General features: G+C 64.5%; 20 protein-coding genes. 16 read left to right on the forward strand and 4 right to left on the reverse strand.

The genetic code is table 11. The features are described from left to right. The 13 genes from H9656_RS00940 (at position 1) to H9656_RS01000 (ending at position 12,328) form a co-directional block, all read left to right on the forward strand. Positions 1–1,383 (forward strand): aldehyde dehydrogenase family protein, encoded by a 1,383-nt coding sequence (locus H9656_RS00940; RefSeq protein ID WP_191742444.1) that lies wholly within the window; start codon positions 1–3, stop codon positions 1,381–1,383. Continuing rightward, complete coding sequence (locus H9656_RS00945) at positions 1,380–2,063, forward strand: 3-oxoacid CoA-transferase subunit A (RefSeq protein ID WP_191742445.1); 684 nt, start codon at positions 1,380–1,382, stop codon at positions 2,061–2,063. The genes H9656_RS00940 and H9656_RS00945 overlap by 4 nt, the downstream gene beginning before the upstream one ends. Further along, positions 2,060–2,716 (forward strand): 3-oxoacid CoA-transferase subunit B, encoded by a 657-nt coding sequence (locus H9656_RS00950; RefSeq protein WP_191742446.1) that lies wholly within the window; start codon positions 2,060–2,062, stop codon positions 2,714–2,716. The genes H9656_RS00945 and H9656_RS00950 overlap by 4 nt, the downstream gene beginning before the upstream one ends. After that, positions 2,713–3,918 (forward strand): 3-oxoadipyl-CoA thiolase, encoded by a 1,206-nt coding sequence (gene pcaF / locus H9656_RS00955; RefSeq protein WP_191742447.1) that lies wholly within the window; start codon positions 2,713–2,715, stop codon positions 3,916–3,918. The genes H9656_RS00950 and pcaF overlap by 4 nt, the downstream gene beginning before the upstream one ends. Positions 3,919–3,920: 2 nt before the next feature. Then, positions 3,921–4,985 carry a maleylacetate reductase gene (locus tag H9656_RS00960; RefSeq protein WP_191742448.1) on the forward strand — a complete coding sequence of 355 codons (1,065 nt, stop codon included), beginning with the start codon at positions 3,921–3,923 and terminating at the stop codon, positions 4,983–4,985. Between the two features lie 29 nt (positions 4,986–5,014). Then, positions 5,015–5,911 carry an intradiol ring-cleavage dioxygenase gene (locus H9656_RS00965; protein ID WP_318240581.1) on the forward strand — a complete coding sequence of 299 codons (897 nt, stop codon included), beginning with the start codon at positions 5,015–5,017 and terminating at the stop codon, positions 5,909–5,911. Between the two features lie 327 nt (positions 5,912–6,238). Further along, the gene (locus tag H9656_RS00970; protein ID WP_191742450.1) at positions 6,239–7,441 is read left to right on the forward strand and encodes a CaiB/BaiF CoA transferase family protein; all 1,203 of its coding nucleotides are present in this window, start codon (positions 6,239–6,241) and stop codon (positions 7,439–7,441) included. Positions 7,442–7,455: 14 nt separating this feature from the next. Continuing rightward, entirely contained in the window at positions 7,456–7,986 is a 531-nt protein-coding gene (locus tag H9656_RS00975; protein WP_191742451.1) for a MaoC family dehydratase, read from the forward strand. Continuing rightward, positions 7,987–9,111, forward strand: coding sequence for a CaiB/BaiF CoA transferase family protein (locus H9656_RS00980; protein WP_191742452.1), 1,125 nt, complete (start codon positions 7,987–7,989; stop codon positions 9,109–9,111). A 2-nt stretch (positions 9,112–9,113) separates the two neighbouring features. Continuing rightward, positions 9,114–9,602, forward strand: a complete 489-nt coding sequence (locus H9656_RS00985; RefSeq protein ID WP_191742453.1) for a hotdog family protein — start codon at positions 9,114–9,116, stop codon at positions 9,600–9,602. After that, positions 9,599–10,756 (forward strand): thiolase family protein, encoded by a 1,158-nt coding sequence (locus H9656_RS00990; protein WP_191742454.1) that lies wholly within the window; start codon positions 9,599–9,601, stop codon positions 10,754–10,756. Before H9656_RS00985 ends, H9656_RS00990 begins: the two co-directional genes overlap by 4 nt. Next, positions 10,756–11,166, forward strand: coding sequence for a Zn-ribbon domain-containing OB-fold protein (locus H9656_RS00995; protein WP_191742455.1), 411 nt, complete (start codon positions 10,756–10,758; stop codon positions 11,164–11,166). The genes H9656_RS00990 and H9656_RS00995 overlap by 1 nt, the downstream gene beginning before the upstream one ends. A gap of 49 nt (positions 11,167–11,215) precedes the next feature. After that, entirely contained in the window at positions 11,216–12,328 is a 1,113-nt protein-coding gene (locus tag H9656_RS01000) for a WD40/YVTN/BNR-like repeat-containing protein (RefSeq protein WP_191742456.1), read from the forward strand. Positions 12,329–12,449: 121 nt separating this feature from the next. On the opposite strand, the gene H9656_RS01005 is transcribed toward H9656_RS01000, so the two are convergent. Then, entirely contained in the window at positions 12,450–13,139 is a 690-nt protein-coding gene (locus H9656_RS01005) for a dienelactone hydrolase family protein (RefSeq protein WP_318240613.1), read from the reverse strand. A 215-nt stretch (positions 13,140–13,354) separates the two neighbouring features. On the opposite strand from H9656_RS01005, the gene H9656_RS01010 reads away from it, so the two are divergent. From H9656_RS01010 to H9656_RS14000, 3 genes are all read left to right on the forward strand, one after another. Then, the gene (locus H9656_RS01010; RefSeq protein ID WP_191742458.1) at positions 13,355–14,332 is read left to right on the forward strand and encodes a LysR family transcriptional regulator; all 978 of its coding nucleotides are present in this window, start codon (positions 13,355–13,357) and stop codon (positions 14,330–14,332) included. A 147-nt stretch (positions 14,333–14,479) separates the two neighbouring features. Continuing rightward, a complete protein-coding gene (locus H9656_RS13995; protein ID WP_225212173.1) occupies positions 14,480–14,998 on the forward strand; it encodes a hypothetical protein in 519 nt (172 codons plus the stop codon). Between the two features lie 55 nt (positions 14,999–15,053). Further along, positions 15,054–15,302, forward strand: coding sequence for a hypothetical protein (locus tag H9656_RS14000; protein WP_225212174.1), 249 nt, complete (start codon positions 15,054–15,056; stop codon positions 15,300–15,302). Positions 15,303–15,381: 79 nt separating this feature from the next. Here H9656_RS14000 and H9656_RS01020 read toward each other — a convergent pair whose 3' ends face one another. From H9656_RS01020 to H9656_RS01030, 3 genes are read right to left on the reverse strand one after another with little or no spacing between them, the layout of a single operon-like run. Beyond that, on the reverse strand, positions 15,382–16,365 hold the full coding sequence (locus tag H9656_RS01020) for an LLM class flavin-dependent oxidoreductase (RefSeq protein ID WP_191742459.1): 984 nt from the start codon (positions 16,363–16,365) through the stop codon (positions 15,382–15,384). Further along, positions 16,362–17,456: a Gfo/Idh/MocA family protein gene (locus H9656_RS01025; protein ID WP_191742460.1), complete on the reverse strand. Its 1,095-nt coding sequence runs from the start codon at positions 17,454–17,456 to the stop codon at positions 16,362–16,364. Before H9656_RS01025 ends, H9656_RS01020 begins: the two co-directional genes overlap by 4 nt. Further along, positions 17,449–18,312: a TetR/AcrR family transcriptional regulator gene (locus H9656_RS01030; RefSeq protein ID WP_191742461.1), complete on the reverse strand. Its 864-nt coding sequence runs from the start codon at positions 18,310–18,312 to the stop codon at positions 17,449–17,451. Before H9656_RS01030 ends, H9656_RS01025 begins: the two co-directional genes overlap by 8 nt. Positions 18,313–18,472 lie beyond the last annotated feature (160 nt).

An 18,472-nucleotide genomic window follows, 5' to 3' on the forward strand; every position in this document is an offset into this window, starting at 1 on the left:
ATGGCCGTTGAAGCGATCTCGATCAATCCGGCCACCGGGAAGGAACTGGGCCGGTATCCCTTCATGACCGCTGACCAGATCGAGGCGGCGGTGGCGAACGCTGAGGAAGGATCGGGAATCTGGGCGGGTCTGCCGATTGAATCGAGGATGGCGGCCCTGCGACAGCTAGGGGAGGTGCTGAGCCGCAGGCGTGAAGACCTAGCCCGGACGATCAGCCTTGAAATGGGCAAGCCTGTCACGGCCGCCGTGGCCGAGGTCGTCAAGTGCGCTCACCTTTGCGCCTGGTATGCCGACCATGCCCCCGCTCTGCTGGCCGACGAAGCTCCTGACGTCGGCGATGAGCAGGCCGTGGTCCGCTATCTGCCGCTCGGCGTCATCCTGGCGGTCATGCCCTGGAACTTCCCCATCTGGCAGGTCCTGCGCGCCGCCGTGCCGGTGATGACGTCCGGCAACGGCTTTATCCTGAAGCACGCCGAAAACGTGCAGGGCTGCGCCCGGGCGCTGGAAGCCTGTTTTGCCGAGGCCGGTGTCCCGCGCGGGGCCTTTGTCGTCATCAACGCCGACCGGGCGGCCGTAAGCGGCCTTCTGGCTGATGCCCGCATCGCGGGTTTGACAGTGACGGCAGGCGTGGCCGCCGGATCGGCCCTGGCAGCCGAAGCGGGACGCAATCTGAAAAAGAGCCTGCTCGAACTGGGCGGCTCAGACCCCTACATTGTGTTGGCCGATGCTGATCTGGACGCTGCGGTCGCCACCGCCATCGCCGCCCGTTTCCAGAACTGCGGACAGGTCTGCATTGCGGCCAAGCGCATCATTGTCGAGCGTTCGGTGGCGAAGGCCTTCATCGAGCGTTTCGTGGAGGCGGCTTCGCGATTGAAGGTCGGCGATCCTCTGGACCCGGCGACGCAGATGGGACCGTTGTCGCGCCGTCGGCTTCGGGCGGAACTGCATGACCAGATCACTCGCAGTCTGAACATGGGGGCGCGGCTCCTGCTCGGCGGGGCCCTGCCCGACGGGCCGGGGGCCTATTATCCGCCGACTGTCCTGGTGGGCGTGCCTCAGGACGCGCCGGTGCTGCGCGAAGAGACCTTTGGTCCGGTCGCGCCCATCCTCATCGCCGAGGACGCGGACGAGGCAGTGCGGATCGCCAATGACAGCGACTTCGGCCTCTCGGCCTCTCTGTGGTCGCGGGATATCGACCGGGCGCGGTCCCTGGCCGCTCGCATCCAGACCGGGGCCGTCTTCATCAATGGCATGTCGGCATCGGACCCACGCGTGCCGATCGGCGGGATCAAGAAAAGCGGATATGGCCGCGAACTGTCGCACTTCGGCGTGAAGGAGTTCACCAATGCCCAGCTGGTCTGGGTCAAGGGGGACGGGCGATGATCAACAAGATAATGGCCTCCGCGGCGGAGGCGGTGTCGGATATCGGCGACGGCTCCACCATCATGATCGGCGGGTTCGGCGCGGCGGGGATGCCGGATCAACTGATCGACGCCTTGATCGACCAGGGCGCGAAGGATCTCACCGTTATCAATAATAACGCCGGCAATGGCGACCGGGGGCTGGCGGCCCTGATCCGCGAGGGGCGGGTGCGCAAGATCATCTGCTCCTTTCCGCGGCAGTCGGATTCCCAGCATTTCGACGCCCGCTATCGGGCCGGTCAGATCGAGCTGGAGCTGGCGCCGCAAGGCAATCTGGCGGCGCGCATCCAGGCTGCGGGGGCGGGTCTCGGCGCCATCTTCACCCCGACCGGCTATGGCACCGACCTGGCCAGGGGCAATGAGGTCCGCGAGATCGACGGAGTCATGCATGTGCTGGAATATCCGCTCCACGCCGACTTTGCCCTGATCCAGGCCTTCAAGGGGGATCGCTGGGGCAATCTGGTCTACCGCAAGGCGGCGCGGAATTTTGGACCCATCATGGCCATGGCGGCCCGTTGCGCCATCGCCGAGGTCAGCGAGACGGTCGAGCTGGGCGACCTGGATCCCGAGGTGGTCGTGACGCCTGGCGTCTTCGTCCAGAGGCTTGTCTGCGTCCCCTCCGCGCTGGAGGCTGCGGCATGAAGCGGATGAATCGTCAGATGATGGCCTATCGGCTAGCGCAGGACATACCGGACGGGGCCTATGTGAACCTGGGGATCGGCCTGCCCACCCTGGTGGCCAACTGCCTGCCGCCCGATCGCGAGATCATCCTTCAGAGCGAGAACGGCCTCCTCGGCATGGGGCCAGCGCCCAAGGCGGGGCAGGAGGATCCTGACCTCATCAATGCGGGCAAGCAGTCCGTCACCCTTCTGCCGGGCGGATGCTTTTTCCACCACGCTGACAGCTTCGCCATGATGCGGGGCGGCCATATCGACATCTGCGTCCTGGGGGCCTTTCAGGTGGCCGCCAACGGCGATCTGGCCAACTGGCACACAGGGGCCCCCGACGCCATTCCTGCCGTGGGCGGGGCGATGGACCTGGCGGTCGGTGCGCGCCAGACCTTTGTCATGATGGAGCTTATGGCCCGTGATGGCTCCAGCAAGCTGGTCAAGCAGTGCACCTATCCGCTGACGGGCCTGGCCTGCGTCTCGCGCATCTATACGGATGTGGCGATCTTTGAGCTGAGCGGCGGACGCGCCGGGGTCATCGAGCTCGTGGACGGCCTGACGTTCGACGAGCTTTGCAGCATGACCGACCTGCCCCTGATCGACGCCCGGGAGGGAGCTTCAGCATGAGCCAGGCCTTTATCTGCGACGGGGTGCGGACGCCCATCGGTCGTTATGGCGGTGGGCTGGCCGGGATCAGGGCGGACGATCTGGCCGCCTTGCCGCTCCGCACCCTGGCGGCCCGCCACGAGCAGCTCGATCCGGCGGGAATTGATGAGGTGATCCTGGGCTGCGCCAATCAGGCGGGCGAGGATAACCGCAACGTCGCCCGCATGGCCGTTTTGCTGGCCGGGCTGCCGCACACGGTGCCGGGCGTGACGGTCAACCGGCTGTGCGCCTCGGGTCTCGAAGCCGTCGGGCAGATGGCACGAGCCATTCGCTGCGGAGAAATGAGCCTGGGGATTGCGGGCGGGGTCGAAAGCATGACGCGCGCGCCCTTCGTCCTGGGCAAATCCCCCACGGCTTTTGATCGCGGGGCGCAGCTGGAAGACACCACTATGGGATGGCGCTTCGTCAACCCGCAGCTGTCAGCCGACTATGGCGCCGAATCCATGCCCTGTACGGCCGAGATGGTCGCCGATGAATACGGCGTCTCGCGCGCCGATCAGGACGCCTTTGCCCTGCGCAGCCATCAGCGCGCCATTGCGGCCCAGGCCAGTGGCTTTTTCGCGGGCGAGATCATGCCCGTGACCGTGCCGGGACGGCGCGGCCAATCGACGGAAGTCACGACCGATGAGCGACCACGCGCCGACACCGACCTGGAGGGGCTGTCGCGTCTCAAGCCCCTGTTCGGACCGGAAGGAACGATCACGGCGGGCAACTCGTCCGGGATCAATGACGGCGCGGCGGCCCTGCTGATCGCCAGCGAGGAGGCGGCCAGCCGTCATGGTCTGACGCCCAGGGCACGCATCCTGGGGATGGCCTCGACCGGGGTGCTGCCGCGCATCATGGGCATAGGCCCGGTGTCCGCCGCTCAGAAGCTCATGCGCCAGCTTGGGCTCTCCATCGCGGACTTCGACGCCATCGAGCTGAATGAGGCCTTTGCCAGCCAGTCTCTGGCCGTGATGCGCCAGCTCGGCCTGCCGGATGATGCGTCTCATGTGAACCCCAATGGCGGAGCTATTGCTCTGGGCCATCCGCTGGGGATGTCGGGCGCCCGCCTGGCCCTGACCCTGGTCAGGCAGCTTGAGGCGACCGGCGGCCGCAAGGGCCTGGCCACGCTCTGCGTCGGCGTCGGCATGGGCCTGGCCCTGGCTGTAGAAAGGGTATGAAAATGCAGGCTTTCACCTATGAATCCCGTCCGGGGCGGGTCGTGTTCGGCGAGGGCAGTCTCAAGGGCGTGGCCGAAGAAGTCAGGCGCCTTGGCCTCGAGCGGGTGGTTGTCGTGTCGGGGGCTGAACTGCGGCCGCTGGCCGATGAGGTCGCCGGTTTGATCGGCCAGACCTGTGCGGGCGTCATCGCCGAAGCCGTGATGCACACGCCTGTCGCGGTGACCGAGGCGGTGCTTATGCAGGTCCAGCGACTCGAGGCCGACGGTCTGGTGGCCATTGGCGGCGGCTCGTCGATCGGCCTGGCCAAGGCGGTCGCCCTGCGAACGGATCTGCCCCAGATCGCCATTCCGACCACCTATGCCGGATCGGAAATGACGCCGGTGATCGGCGAGACCAAGGATGGAGCCAAGGTCACCCAGACCACGCCCAAGGTCCTGCCCGAGGTGGTCATCTATGACGCCAACCTCACCCTTGGCCTGGCTGTCGGCATCTCTGTGACCAGCGGAATCAACGCCATCGCCCACGCGGTCGAGGCCCTTTATGCCCGGGATCGCAACCCGATCATTGATCTGATGGCCCGTGAGGGGATCCGAGCCCTTTTTGAGGCCCTACCGACGATCGCCGGAAATCCCGCTGATCGCGCCGCTCGCGCAAAGGCCCAATACGGGGCCTGGATGTGCGGAATGTGCCTGGCGGGGGCGGGCATGGCCCTGCACCACAAGCTCTGCCACACCTTGGGGGGCAGCTATGGCCTGCCCCATGCCGAGACCCACACGGTCATCCTGCCTCACGCCCTGGCCTACAACGCTCCCGCCGTGCCGGAGGCGATGGCCGCCCTCAGATTGGCCACGGGAAGTGACGACCCGGCGCTGGCCCTACAGGAGCTGTCGCGCAAGGCCGGCGGCCCGGTGCGTCTGAGCGACCTGGGTCTGGCGGAGGCCGACATCGACGGTGCGGTCGAGCGGGCCCTGGCCAACCCCTACTGGAATCCGAGGCCGCTGGAGGCCGGGCCTTTGCGCGAAACCCTGAGGCGCGCCTTCGCCGGCGAAGCGCCCGTTAGCCCCTAGGGCGCCCGCAGATGAGAGAGGAGAGGATCGTGTCAGAGGCTTCAGATCGGTCGGTCGCCTGGTTCGACAAGGCCAGGTCCGCCGAGATCGTCAACGGACGCATGGGGCCCGAAACGCCCGCGCGACTGCGCGAGGTGGTCTCGGTTTTCGTCAAACACCTGCACGCGGCCGTGGTGGAGTCGCGCCTGACCGAAGCCGAATGGATGGAGGGCATCCAGTTCCTGACCGCCGTGGGACACAAATGCACCGATTGGCGTCAGGAGTTCATCCTGCTGTCCGACGTGCTGGGCCTGTCCATGCTGGTCGATGCGGTGTCTCACGACCGACCCGAAGGCGCGACCGAGAACACGGTGCTGGGTCCTTTCTACGTCCCTTCCGCCCCGGCCTACCCCAAGGGAGGCGACATCTGTTTAGACGGGCAGGGCGAGCCGCTGCTGGTCACGGGGCAGGTTCGCAACGAGGCAGGCCAGCCCTTGGCCGGCGTCACGGTCGAGGTGTGGCAGACCAATGACGAGGGTTTTTACGACGTCCAGCAGCCGGGGGTTCAGCCCGAGAATAATCTGCGCGGCGTCTTCGTCACGGATGAGGAAGGCCAATACGCCTTCGTCAGCGTCAAGCCGCGGCATTATCCGATCCCCGATGACGGTCCGGTGGGCCAACTGCTGAGCGCACTTGGTCGACATCCCAATCGCCCGGCCCACATCCATTTCATCGTGCGCCAGGACGGATATGACCCGGTCACGACCCACATCTTTGCGCCGGATTGTCCCTATCTGGAGAGCGACCCGGTCTTTGGCGTCAAACCGTCTCTGATTGCTGAATTCCGGGACAGTCGCGACCAGAATCTGGCCAGGACCTATGGCCTGGAATCGCCGTTCTGGCACGTCGAGTGGGACTTTGTTCTCGTCGGGAAGGCTGACCGCTGACTTGGAATTATCGCCTAATTTCAATGCTTATGTCTGGATGAGCTCCGCATATGAAAGCGATAACCGGGGGTTATCGGGGCGCTGAAAATCGGATTGGTTCGAGCGTTCCGGCCCAGCTAGACTCGGTCTCATAGGTTAGCCTTTTGAGAAAGGCTCAGGACTCGTCGCAACCTCAGTTCTGTCCTTGCCGATGACGGTCCCTGTTCCGAACAGGGCCTGGGAACTCTTCGGCGCAGGACCCTGACTACGGCGTGTATCCGGCCTTCTTTTCTTTGGCGACGGGGCGGCCCGAAGGGTTGCGGGGCAGTTTTGGGGGACGGGTTTTCAGTGTCGATTACGCCATTAGCCGGAATCAGGATTCTCGATTTCAGCCACATACTGGCCGGTCCCTATTGCACGCGGCTGCTGGCGGATTTCGGCGCCGACGTCATCAAGGTCGAAAGTCGCACCCGTCCGGACATGACGGGGGCCTTGCGGCCCGGCGAGCAGGTCGAAGGGCGTCAGGATCGCCCCCCCCTGTTCCTGAACACCAACCGCAGCAAGCAGTCGATCACCCTAGACCTCAAAACTGAGGCCGGGCGCGAAATCGCAGCCCGACTGGCGGCCAGCGCCGATGTCGTGGTCGAGAATTTCAGCACCCGCGTCATGGGGCGACTGGGCCTGGACTACCCCAGCCTCAGCGCGGTCAATCCACAGCTCATCTATCTGAGCCTGTCCGGCTATGGGCACACCGGTCCTCGCAAGGACTGGACCAGCATGAACATGAACCTCCAGGCCCATTCGGGTCTGATGCTGGCGACCGGAGAAGCGGGCGGTCCGCCTGTCGCCATCTCCAACTCGTGGAACGACTATATGGGCGGCATCCACGGGGCCTTCGCCATCATCGAGGCCCTGGCTGAACGTCGCAAGACGGGGCATGGCGCCAACCTCGACGTCAGCCAATTCGAATGCAGCGTCGCCACCCTCGGCGGACTTCTGACGGCCTGTTCGGTCAATCAGAAGGCGGTTCCCCGCCCCGGCAATCGCTGTAGCCACCATGCGCCGCAAGGCCTTTATCGCTGTGCGGGCGAGGATGAATGGTGCGCGCTGGTGGTCGAGACCGATGGCCAGTGGCAGGCCCTCAAGACTCTGATCGGCCATCCCGAGCTCGAAGCGGCCGAGCTGAACGAGATCGAGGGGCGTCAGGCCGCAAGCCGGCGTCTGGATCAACTGATCGAAGCCTGGACCGAGAAACAGGACAGCCGGGCGCTGGACCAAGTCCTCAAGCAGGCAGGCGTCCCGGCGTCCCGCATGAACCGGATCGCCGACGTCATGGGCCTGGCCGAGGCCGCACGCGCCTTCCCGACCCTGGATGATCCTGACGACATCCCGCGCCGCGTTGCGGGCCTGCCCATCCGCTGGGATGGGCTGCGTTCGCAACTGCGACCTGCGCCGCGCGTCGGGGAACACACTGAAAGCGTCCTTGGCGACTGGCTGGGTCTCACACCCGCCGCGATCGAGGACTTGGACCGCGAGGGGGCCTTGCGGTGAACAGAGAGATCAAGATGAGCGACCCTGAGGACATTATCGGTCCCGAACTGAAGGCCTGGATCGGCCGCTCCATCGGACGCATTCCCATTCCGGAGCCGATTTCGGGCTCTGAGGTTCGCCGCTACATGCGCGCGACGGGGGACAACAACCCCCTGTGGTTCGATGACGACTTCGCCCGCGCGGCAGGCTATCGCGGGCGCGTCGTGCCCCCCATGGTCGTGCACGAGGTGTTTCGGCGCGTGGGCGGCGAGGGTGGCGAGTGGGCGGACCCCTGGATCAGCCTGCCCTTGCCGGAGGGCTATACGGACGCCCGCAACGCCGGCAGCGAGTCCGAATGGCTGCGCCCGGTCTATCTGAACGAGCCCCTTGGCGTGGAATGCCAGATCACCGGCATAAAGGCGCGCCAGGGCAAGAGCGGCGCCGTCACCATCTTCGCCGAGCGCGAGGAGCGCCTGGTCAATGGGGAGGGAGAAACCGTCTTCCGCCGCCTGCAAACCATGGCTCACCTGAAGCCCCAGCCCGCTGCGGCCAAGGGAGCGGCCTGAATGGCCCGGGTGCTGGACCTCACGACGGAGACGGGGGCCTATGCCGCCAGACTGCTGGTCGAGGCCGGACATGACGTGGTGCGGATCGAGCCGCCCCAGGGGGACAGCCTTCGTCGTCGTGGGCCCTTTCTGGAGGGGGCGCCGCCGCTGGAGGCCAGCGCAGATCATCACTTCCTGAACGCGGGCAAGCGCAGTCTGACCCTGGACCTGACCGTAGAGGCTGGTCGCCAGATCCTGTTGAGATTGGTCGAAGCCGCCGATCTGGTCGTCGCCAACCTGCCTCTGCCGATCAAGGTCAATGACCTGATGCAGGCCCGGCCGGGGCTGATCTTCATTGGCATCGAAGGTGACGGGCATGAACTGTGTACCGCGGCCCGCACAGGCATTTTGTCGATCACCGGCCAGCCGGGCGAGCGCCCCTCGGTCCCGGGCGCTCATGTCATCCAGGCTGTGGTGGCCTTGCACGTCGCCACCACGGCGTCCGCGGCTCTCTATGCGAAGGATCAGACGGCGCAGGGACAGAAGATCATCGTCTCCGAGGCGGAATGCCTGGTCGCCATGATGGAACAGGCCATGGTGACCTGGACCACGACGGGCAAGTCCACCGAACGCAAGGGTTATCGCGGGGCGGTCACCGCCGTGTCGGGAGCCTTTGCCTGTGCCGACGGCTACTGGATGCTCAGCGTGCCGCCATCGGGCGACGGCTGGTCGCGGTTTGTCGAATGGATGGGTGATCCGAGGCTGGGCCAGGATGGCGCCCTTGGCAGCGAAGCTTCGCGCAATGCCGAGAAGGAAAACATCCTCGAGACGATCGACCGCTGGTCCGCCTCGCAGCGGAAGCTCGATCTGGTCACCCAGGGCCAGGGCAGGCACATCCCGGCCACCCCGGTGAACACGCCCTTGGAACTGACCAATGATCCACAGCTGATCGGTCGGGGCTTCCTGCGGGACGTGGATCATCCGCTGCTGGGGACAATGCGGTTGCCGGTCGGGGCCATCGCCGCCCTGAGAGGCGCGGCCCCCGTGCGGGCCCCGGTCCTGGGCGAACACAGTCGAGAGATACTCTGCGAGCTTGGCTACTCCGACGAGGAGCGGCGCTCGCTCATGGAAACGGGGACAGTCTGATCATGGTCGAGCGTATTGAGTTCTCTCCCGCCAACCACCAGGGCCAGTGGCCGACCTTCGAAGAGGTGTCGGTCGGCGATGTCGTTGTCTCCGGAGCCTATGGCTCCGTCGATATCATCGACGTGGTCCGCTGGGCCGGGTTTCAGGAAAACTACGCCCAGCTTCACTATGATCGCGAATATGTGCGCACTGAAGCCGGCCTGCCGACCTTCATCGCCAGCGGGGCCTTCCGTGAATCCCTCATGGTGCGCCTCCTGACCGATTGGATGGGGCCTGCAGGACGTCTGGCCAAGCTGAAGACCCGCCAAACCTATTCGACCTTCGAGGGGGACAGTCTGCGTTTCACCGGCCGGGTGGTCGAGAAGTCGCAGAACGGCAGCGATCCCTGGCTGGTCTGCGAGATGGAAGGCTTCAACGGCGAGGATCGCCAGATCCTTCAGTCCACCTGCACCATACGTCTGGAAGCCGCCGCACAGGCGGACCCGTCATGACGGGCACACCCTGCGCCATCGTCGGCATCGGCGAGACCGAGGTCGCCCGACGCAGCGACCTGACAAGCGTTGAGTTGGGCCTGAAGGCCGCCATTGCCGCCATCCGCGACGCCGGGCTCCGCAACTCTGACATTGACGGGGTCATCACCCAGCAGACGCGCGCCAATCCCCAGGCCAACGCCTCGCCGCTTCTGTCCCAGCGGCTCGGCATTCAGCCCGCCTATGTCAACGACATCAGCCTCAGCGGGGGGGCCCCCTCGGCCATGGTAGCCAATGCGGTGGCGGCCATCAGTGCGGGGCTGTGCTCGGTCGTCCTGTGCGCCTCTGGCGGGGGCGATCAGCCATTGAGTCGCGAGGGCAGAGGACGCGGTCGCCTGTCCACCGGATGGGAAGACTTCATGAACCCCTTTGGCGCGGCGGCCGCTCCGGTCAGCTATGCCCTGGGCGCCCGCCGTCACATGCACGCCTATGGCACCACGTCTGAACAGTTCGGCGCCGTGGCGGTGGCCTGTCGCAAGCATGCCCAGCTCAATGCCAATGCGGTCATGCGCAAGCCCATGACCTTGGAGGATCACCAGTCCTCCCGTCTGTTGGCCGATCCCTATCGCCTGCTGGACTGCTGTGTTCCGGCCACTGGGGCAGGAGCCGTCATCGTCACCACGGCTGAGCGCGCCCGCGACTTGAAGCAAAGAAGCGTCGAGGTCGCCGGCATTGGTCAGTCCTCGATCTTTGCCACATTGGAACACGCCCAAGCCCTTGAAACCTCGGCGGCCAGGGGTGCGGCGGAACGCGCCTTTGCCATGGCGGGTCTGACACCCGCCGAGATCGATATGGCCCAGCTCTATGACCCCTTCACTTCGGTGGTTCTGGTCACGCTGGAAGACTATGGCTTCTGCGCCAAGGGCGAGGGCGGGGCCTTTGTCGAAGGCGGCAGGATCGAACTGGGCGGCCAGCTGCCGGTCAATACCCACGGCGGACTCCTGTCGCAGGGGCATCTCGGCGGGATCGCCCACGTCACCGAGGCCGTACGCCAGCTGAGGCATCAGGCCGACGAGCGACAGGTGGCCAAGGCTCGCACCGCCGTCGTCAGCAGCCAATGCGCCCAATTGGGCATGCACGTCTCGCTGATCCTGACCAATGAGAGGGTTCACTGATGTCCGACTTCAGGTTCGCTCCCATTGAGAATCCCGACACCGAGGCCCTATGGGCTGGCTTGAGGGACGGCAGACTGCTGATTCAGAAATGCAGCGCCTGCAACGCCCATCGCCATCCGCCTAGCCCCATCTGCCACCGTTGCAACGAAGGTGAGCATGAATGGGTCGAGGCCAGTGGTCGGGGCACGGTCTGGAGCCACAGCGTGGTCCACGAGCCGCTGGACGGCTGGCCAAGCGAGGTGCCCTACACCGTGGTCATCGTCACCTTGGAAGAGGGGGTGAAGATCGTCAGCAATCTGGTCGAAGGCTCGCACGAGGCGGTCCGCATCGGGGCCCCGGTTGAGCTGGCTGTCACCCAAGGGGCGGCGGGGGTGGCTTTGCCTCGGTTCAGGCTCGCTGACGCAGGATAAGGCGTCGGATTGACCGAATAAAAACTACAGGGATTACAGGGAGAAGAACGTGGCTATCTGTCTATCTCATTCGGGGGTGTCATCCTATGCCTCCGGTACTCGCTCTAACGAGATCTATGTCGGCACCACCGACGGCATTTCCCTGCTGAAGCGCGGCGGCGATGGTCAGTGGCAGGCGGTGGACCAGTTGTTGGGGGGCTATCACATCTGCTCCCTGTCGATTGAGCCGACGACCGGCGCCATGCTGGCCGGCACCCATAACGGCGGCTTTGCGGTGAGCACCGACCGGGGCGCGACCTGGGAGTTCCGCAACGAGGGTCTGGCCTCGCAGAACGTCTTCGCGGTGGCCAGCTCAACGGTCGGTGACGAGATCCGGGTCTATGCCGGGATCGAGCCCGCCCACCTCTATGTCAGCAAGGATATGGGCAAGACCTGGGTCGAGCTGGACGGCCTGCGCAAGGCGCCGAACATCGACGACTGGACCTTCCCGCCGCCGCCGCATGAGGCCCACGTCAAGCACATCATCTTTGATCCGGCTGACCCGGAGTGCATCTATGCCTGCGTCGAGCAGGGCGAGTTGCTGCGCTCAACGGATGGCGGCGCCACCTGGGAAGATATGCTGAGCCGCGCCGGCGTGGTGGACGAGGCCGAGGGAGACGCCCACCGCGTGGTCGTGCGCCCGTCGCATCCGAACGAGCTGTTCATGCCGACAGGCTTTGGCCTCTTCTTCAGCGATGACAAGGGCAAGACCTGGAAAAACATCAAGGAGCGCACGCCGTGGATCGGCTATCCGGACCCGATGGTCTATGACCCGAACCGCGAGAATGTCATGTTTGTCGCCGGTGGCCGTCGCAATCCCGGCTTCTGGATCGCCAAGCAGAACGCCAGCGCCAGCGTCGCCCGCACCACCGACGGCGGCGCCACCTGGGAACTGGCTATGAATGGCCTGCCGGAGACCTTCACCGCCAGCATCGAGGCCATGTGCCTGGATAGCTATGAGGGCGGCTGCTCGGTCTATCTGGGCACGACCGATGGCGATGTCTTCTGCAGCGACGATGACGGCCAGTCGTGGTCGAAGATCGTCAGCGGCCTGCCCCCGGTGTCCAAGGGTGTCCACTATATGCTGGTTCAGGGCAAGATGGGCGGGCCACCCCCGCAATAAGGGCCTGTTCAGGCAACGGGAAAGCGCGCCAGGGGGCAGTCCCTGGCGCTCTTTTCCTTGCGGACGTGAAAAAAAGACCGCGGCCTTCTGGGGCCGCGGCAAAGTCGGGGGAGAAGGTTGATCAGCCCGCGTGGGCCTTGTTGAGGAAGGCTATGGTCTGGCCATCCGCGATCTCGGCCGCCTCGGCCATAAAGGCCGGCGACTTGCGACGGGCAAAAGCGTGGCCGACGCCGTCGTGGCTGCTGATGGAGACCAGCGGATTGCCCGCCAGCGCCGCCTTGATCCGGGCCTGGCTGTCCGGCAGGCACAGGCTATCCTCGACCGGCAGGTGCAAGAGGACAGGGGCCATAAGATCGGTATGGCGGTCCAGAACCGCCTCGATGCCGACGCCATAATAGCTGACGGCCGGATAGGCGGCCTTGGTCGCCGTCAGATAAGCTAGCTTTCCGCCCATGCAGTAGCCGACCACGCCGACCCTGGCATCATCATCGGCGGACGAAGCCAGATAGTCGGCCGTCGCCAGGATGTCTGACACGGCTAGGTCTTCATCCAGTCCCTTCAGCAGGGCCATGCCGGTGTTGCGGTCTTCTTCGAGCGCCGGATTGAGCTCCCTAATGTTGCCCTGGCGGGCGAAAAGGTCCGGTACGGCCACGCGGAAACCCTGGCCGGCCAGCCAGTCCGCGACGGCCCGCATGGAGGCGTTTACCGCAAAGATCTCGTGCGCGATGACGAGGCCTGGCCCGCTGACGCCAGCCACATAGGCATTGAATCTGTAGCCGTCCGCGGCCGTTATCTGCACCGTGTCTGTCACGTTCAAATCCCCGTTTCTGAAATCGAACCAGACGCCACTTGGCCCAAGCCGGAAGCCTGAAACGAGTTAGAACTTCCTCAGACCAATAAGGCGCTCTTATGGGGATTGCGGCGTTCGCCGGACGGCGCTTGTCTAGCTTCCCGCTTTCCCCTAGTCTGGCTGTTAGTGGCTTGAATTCTTGTGTAAATGCTAAGTGCGGCTTCTTAGGGGGGGCTATGACGCGCATTGATCCCCAGAGGCTTTTACGCCTGGCTGTCCTGATCAAGGAAGGCAGCTTCCGGAAGGCGGCTGACACGCTCGGTATTACTCAACCGGCCCTGTCCCAGAGCATCGCGCAACTTGAAGATGAGGTGGGCGTCCAACTTATTACTCGCTCTGCGCGAGGCGTGCAGCCAACGGTATATGGTGAAGCCCTCTATGGCCACGCGCGGATCATTGACTCCGAACTGGTTCGCGCGACGCAGCAGATTCAGAACCTGTTTGCCGGCAGTTCAGGATCACTCCTGATCGGATCGCCCACGGGTGGCGGTATCTTCATTGTCGCCCAGGCCATATGCGGCTTTATGAGCGCGCGGTCCGACGTCAATATGCGCATCATCGAGAATGTGCAGGTCGAAGAACTGATCAGCCAGCTTCATGATCGAACGATCGATCTGGTCGTCTGTCCCAAGCTGCCCGAGATCGCTTTGCGGGGCGCCCGCGCCATCCGGCTTCTCCAAACAAAGCGTGTCCTGTGTGTTCGTAAAAATCACCCTATGGCGGACGACCTCAGCATTGAAAATCTCAAGGATTATTCGTTTGTCTGCCCGCCGGACGACATGGGCATCCTTTCAGATATCAAGTCTGTGTTCTCTCTGAGCGGTCAGCCCATTCCGTCCAGGTTGATCATCTCGAATTCCATATCCTTGGCCAAGGATATAGTTCTGAACTCAGATGCCTTTACGATCATATCGGATATTTCGGCGTTGAGAGAATCCGGGTCTGAACTCATCTGTAAGGAAATGCCTAGCAGCCGTAGTAGCTGGTACTATTTTGTCTGTCGGCCAGAATACATCGCCACAGAGCCTGTCCGGGCCTTTCTCGGCGAGTTCATCACTGTGTGTGAGCAGTGGGGACTGCCTGTTCACAGTGATGCGGTGCATTATCAAAAATTTGGTCGCGCGCCTCGGGATAGCAGTACCTCCCAAGAATAGTCTTCAAGTTTATTAAGCTATTAGCTAACCGATGACGAACCACTAGCAGCGCGAAATCGGTATCGCTTTTGATATTGCCATCTGCACGTCTCGGTTAGCCTGGCACCGGTCGACGTTACGGAAGAGAGGAGAGAGCAAGGCGGTGTGATGGTCTCGCTTGGACAATGGCTGGAAGCGACGCCAGTGCCTGGTCTGCTGATCTTTATGGCCATGATCGCCGCCGCAATCGGTGGCTCGCTCGCCCGGCGTTCGCGGGAGAAAGCAGGAGTCCGGTCCAGCGACGCCAAGGATAACGCGGACGGCTATATCGTCTCCGCCGTCCTGGGGTTGCCGGCGCTCCTGCTGGGCTTCACTTTTGCGCTGGCCGTCGACCGGTTTGAAACGAGGCGCGTTCTTGTGCTCCAGGAAGCAAAAGCATCGGCGCCGTCCATCTGTATGCCCAGCTTTTCGGCGAGCCGCACCGTTCGCGCATCTCGGAGATTCTGGGCGATTATGCCGATAATCGCGTGGAACTGGCCGTGGCTAGGCCGGACCAGAAGCAGGGCTGTTCGCTCAGAACGACCGGCTGCTGGTCGATCTCTGGTCGGCGACAGCGGCCGCGCACGACGCCGTAAAGACAACGGCTTTCTCAGTCGCGCTGCTCCAAGCGGTAAGTCAGATCATTGACCTCGACACGACACGCAAGAGCGCGCGCCTGGCCCGCGTGCCCACAATCGTGTTCGTGGTACTGGTGATCTACGTCGTCGTTACGGCCGGGATGCTTGGCTATGTGAGGGTGACATCGCAGGGCCTGGCTGCTGCAGGCTTTCTCTTCGCCCTGGTGACCATGTCGCTGATGCTCATTCTCGACATTGACCGTCCGGCGGGCGGAGCCATTCGCGAGTCACAGGCGCCAATGGTCGCTCTGAGCGAAACGTTGCGAACTCAGCCGCCGGGCACGTTCGACCGCTGGCGGAAGCCGCCTGGCTAACCAGTCCGCGGCGGCGCCAGCTCTGCTGCATGAGTTTTGCCCGTCCGCCCAAACTTGTCAGTGTAAACCCTCGCGTGAGCTATTGTTTCATCGCCTCAGCGATCAGTTCGATCGAACGCAGTCGCGCGTGATGCTCGTAGACATCCGAGACGATCATCACCTCGTCGACGCCCGTCTCGGCGACAAACTCTTGCAGCCCTGAACGCACAGTTTGCGCGGAGCCAACGACCGAACGGGCGAGCATGCGCGTGGCCTGGGCCCTTTCATGCGGCGACCAGTAGGTTTCGATATCGTCGATGGGCGGCCGGCTCAGGCCGCGTCGTCCGCTGAAGATGTCGGCGAAGGACATTTGCTGGGTGGTCGCTAGCCGCCTGGCTTCGGCGTCGGTGTCGGCTGCGATGACGTTGATCCCGGCCACCGCATAGGGCCGGGCGAGTTGCTCTGACGGCTTGAAACGGCTGCGGTAGAGGTCGAGGGCGGGCAAAAGCATGTCCGGCGCGAAGTGCGAGGCGAAGGCGTAGGGCAGGCCGAGCTCGGCCGCCAGCATCGCACCGAAATCGCTCGACCCCAGAATCCACAGGGGCACCTGCGTTCCGGCCGCCGGCACGGCCGCGATGCGCTGATCCGGCCCGGCCGGCGCGAAGAAGGCCTGAAGCTCGAGTACGTCCTGAGGAAAGCGGTCAGAGGCGTCAGGCGAGCGCCGCATCGCCCGTACCGCAATCTGGTCGGTGCCCGGCGCCCGGCCGAGCCCCAGGTCGATGCGCCCTGGGTAGAGCCGCTCCAGCGTGCCGAACTGTTCGGCGATGATGTAGGGCGCGTGGTTCGGCAGCATGATCCCGCCGGCGCCGACACGGATCGTCCTGGTGCCGCCGGCGATGTGGGCGATGACGATCGAGGTGGCGGCGCTGGCGATTCCCGCCATGTTATGGTGCTCGGCCACCCAGATGCGCTTGTAGCCCCATTCCTCCGCATGGGCTGCGAGATCGCGCGCATTATTGAGGGCGGCTCCGGCGTCGGTGTCCGGCGTGACGCGGACAAGCTCCAGCAGCGACAGCGCGCTCATTTCGACGCCGTCTCGGCAGCGGAACGCTCGATGGCGTCGATCGTCCCATGCAGCGCCACGGCGTCGCGGAAGCTGGGCGCAGCGCGCGTGCCCGAGCGGATGTCCTGCGCCACCAGAGCATAGAGCCGCGCGACATTGCGTGTGAGGGAATTGTCCGGCCAGCCTTCATAGGCCGAGGCAGGCGGCGTCAGCGGAGCGAGTTCGGTTGCATCACCGTTGGCGCCGCGGATCGACAGTTGCACGATCTGGGAATGGCCGGTGGCGCCGGTCACCTGAATGTCGCCTTCCGTGCCGTTGATCTCCCACAGCAAGTTGGTTCCGCGCGACATGCCGCCGCGATAATGGATCGAGACCGCCGCGCCGCTTTCAAGCGCGCCCTGGACGAGCACCTGGTCGGGGGAGGTCGCGGGGATGGTTTCGCCCGTGTCGGAGACGTGGGTCGCCCCGCGGCGGTTGATCAGGCGCGCGGACAGGTCGCCGAAATCTCCCAGCACCTCGCGCATGCCGGCCAGCGTGTGACCCAGAGGAATGGTCAGCACCGTCGCGCCATTGGCCTTGTCGTAGAGGTAGGCGTGGGCGGCGTCGGTCTGGCCGCCCCATTCGCCGCCGCTGCCCACCAGGGTCGTCGAGAGAACCTCGCCGACATAGCCGTCGGCGATGAGCTGGCGCAGATATTCCACCTCGGGCGCGACGCGCATCTGGGTGCCGATGGCCGCGACCGCGCCCTTGGCGTCGGCGAGATCAGCGAGTTCCCGCGCCTCCGCCAGGCCGTTGCCCAGCGGCCATTCGCAGTAGACGTGCTTGCCGGCGTTCAGCGCCGCCGTCACCAGTTCGTGGTGGTGCGGAACCTTGACGGTGACGACGACGAGGTCGACCTCGGGGGAGTTCACCAGCGCCTGCGCGTTCTCGAAGGCATGGGGCAGCCCGAAGGCGTTGGCGGCCTTGCGGGCGCTGCCCACGCTGGTGTTCGCCACCCCGACCACCTCATAGGCGTCCGGCAGCGCCTTCAGGGCGGGGATGTGGGCCGTCGCGGCCCAGTGAATGCCGGGGTTGAGGCCGATGAATCCAACGCGGATGGGCTTGTCAGTCATGAACTGGTCCGGACTTCTTACGTGAACAGGGAGGGCGGGGCGTGTCGGCAGTCGTGCCGCGGGCGAGGTAGCCGAAGGCCAGGATCTCCTCGATCAGCTCCGGGGTTGTGCCAAACTCGCCGGCCTTGTCGTGGACGAAGGCCGAGCCCAGCGCGCTCAAAAACAGCGCGGGTGCGGAAACCGACGGTCTGGCTGAGCCTTCGGCCTGGGCGCGTGAGAGAAACTCGTCCGTTATCGCGACGAGCGTCCGGCATGTAAGCGCCAAGGGCGATGTCTTGGCTTCGAAGGCGTCGATGAACGGTTGGGGCAGGCCGGTGAAGGCGCTGAGATAGTCCTTGAGCGCCACCATCCAGGCGCGCAGCGCGTTTTCTGCGCTCGGCATCGCCGAGGCTTCCTCACGTCCTGACAAGAGAGCCGCCTGCCGTTCGTGCAGAACTTCGCACAGCAGGTGCTCGCGGGTAGGAAAATGACGATAGAGCGTGCCGGGCCCGACGCTGGCCGACCGGGCGATCTCATCGAGCGAAGCATTGACGCCGCTGAGGGCGAAAGCCGCCTCGGCCGCCTTGAGGATCAGATCGCGGTTACGTCTGGCGTCTGCTCGCCTGGGGGCAACGTCTCGTCCCGCTTGCTCCGCTCTCGTTCCCATAGATCGCCAGATAATCGGAGAGAGCCTCCGTTTCAAGGCTTGTGCACAACATCGGCCGTCGTCGCCATGTCCCCTTCTGTTCCCTGCGGAAGCTCCCGTCGCAATTTCATCGAGGCTTGGAAACCGGTCATAGAGCGAAGGCTCCAAGACGCCGCGCAACGCGATCGGAATGTCGCGCTTGCGGCAGGGAGGCGGTAGTTCCGCGAGCATTTCGCGTGAGCATTTAGGGGCTGACGCCTGCGCATTCGTCTCTCCACCGGTCGCTTGCAAGGCGATGTTTCCAGTGGAGTTTTTGTGCGCAGTTCAAAGCCTGTATCCGTTTCTACAAGTTGTGAGCGGGGTAGGGCGGGCTCGGTGGCAGTTCAACTGC

This window comes from Brevundimonas guildfordensis, from assembly GCF_014836405.1.
Classification (GTDB): Bacteria; Pseudomonadota; Alphaproteobacteria; order Caulobacterales; family Caulobacteraceae; genus Brevundimonas; species Brevundimonas guildfordensis.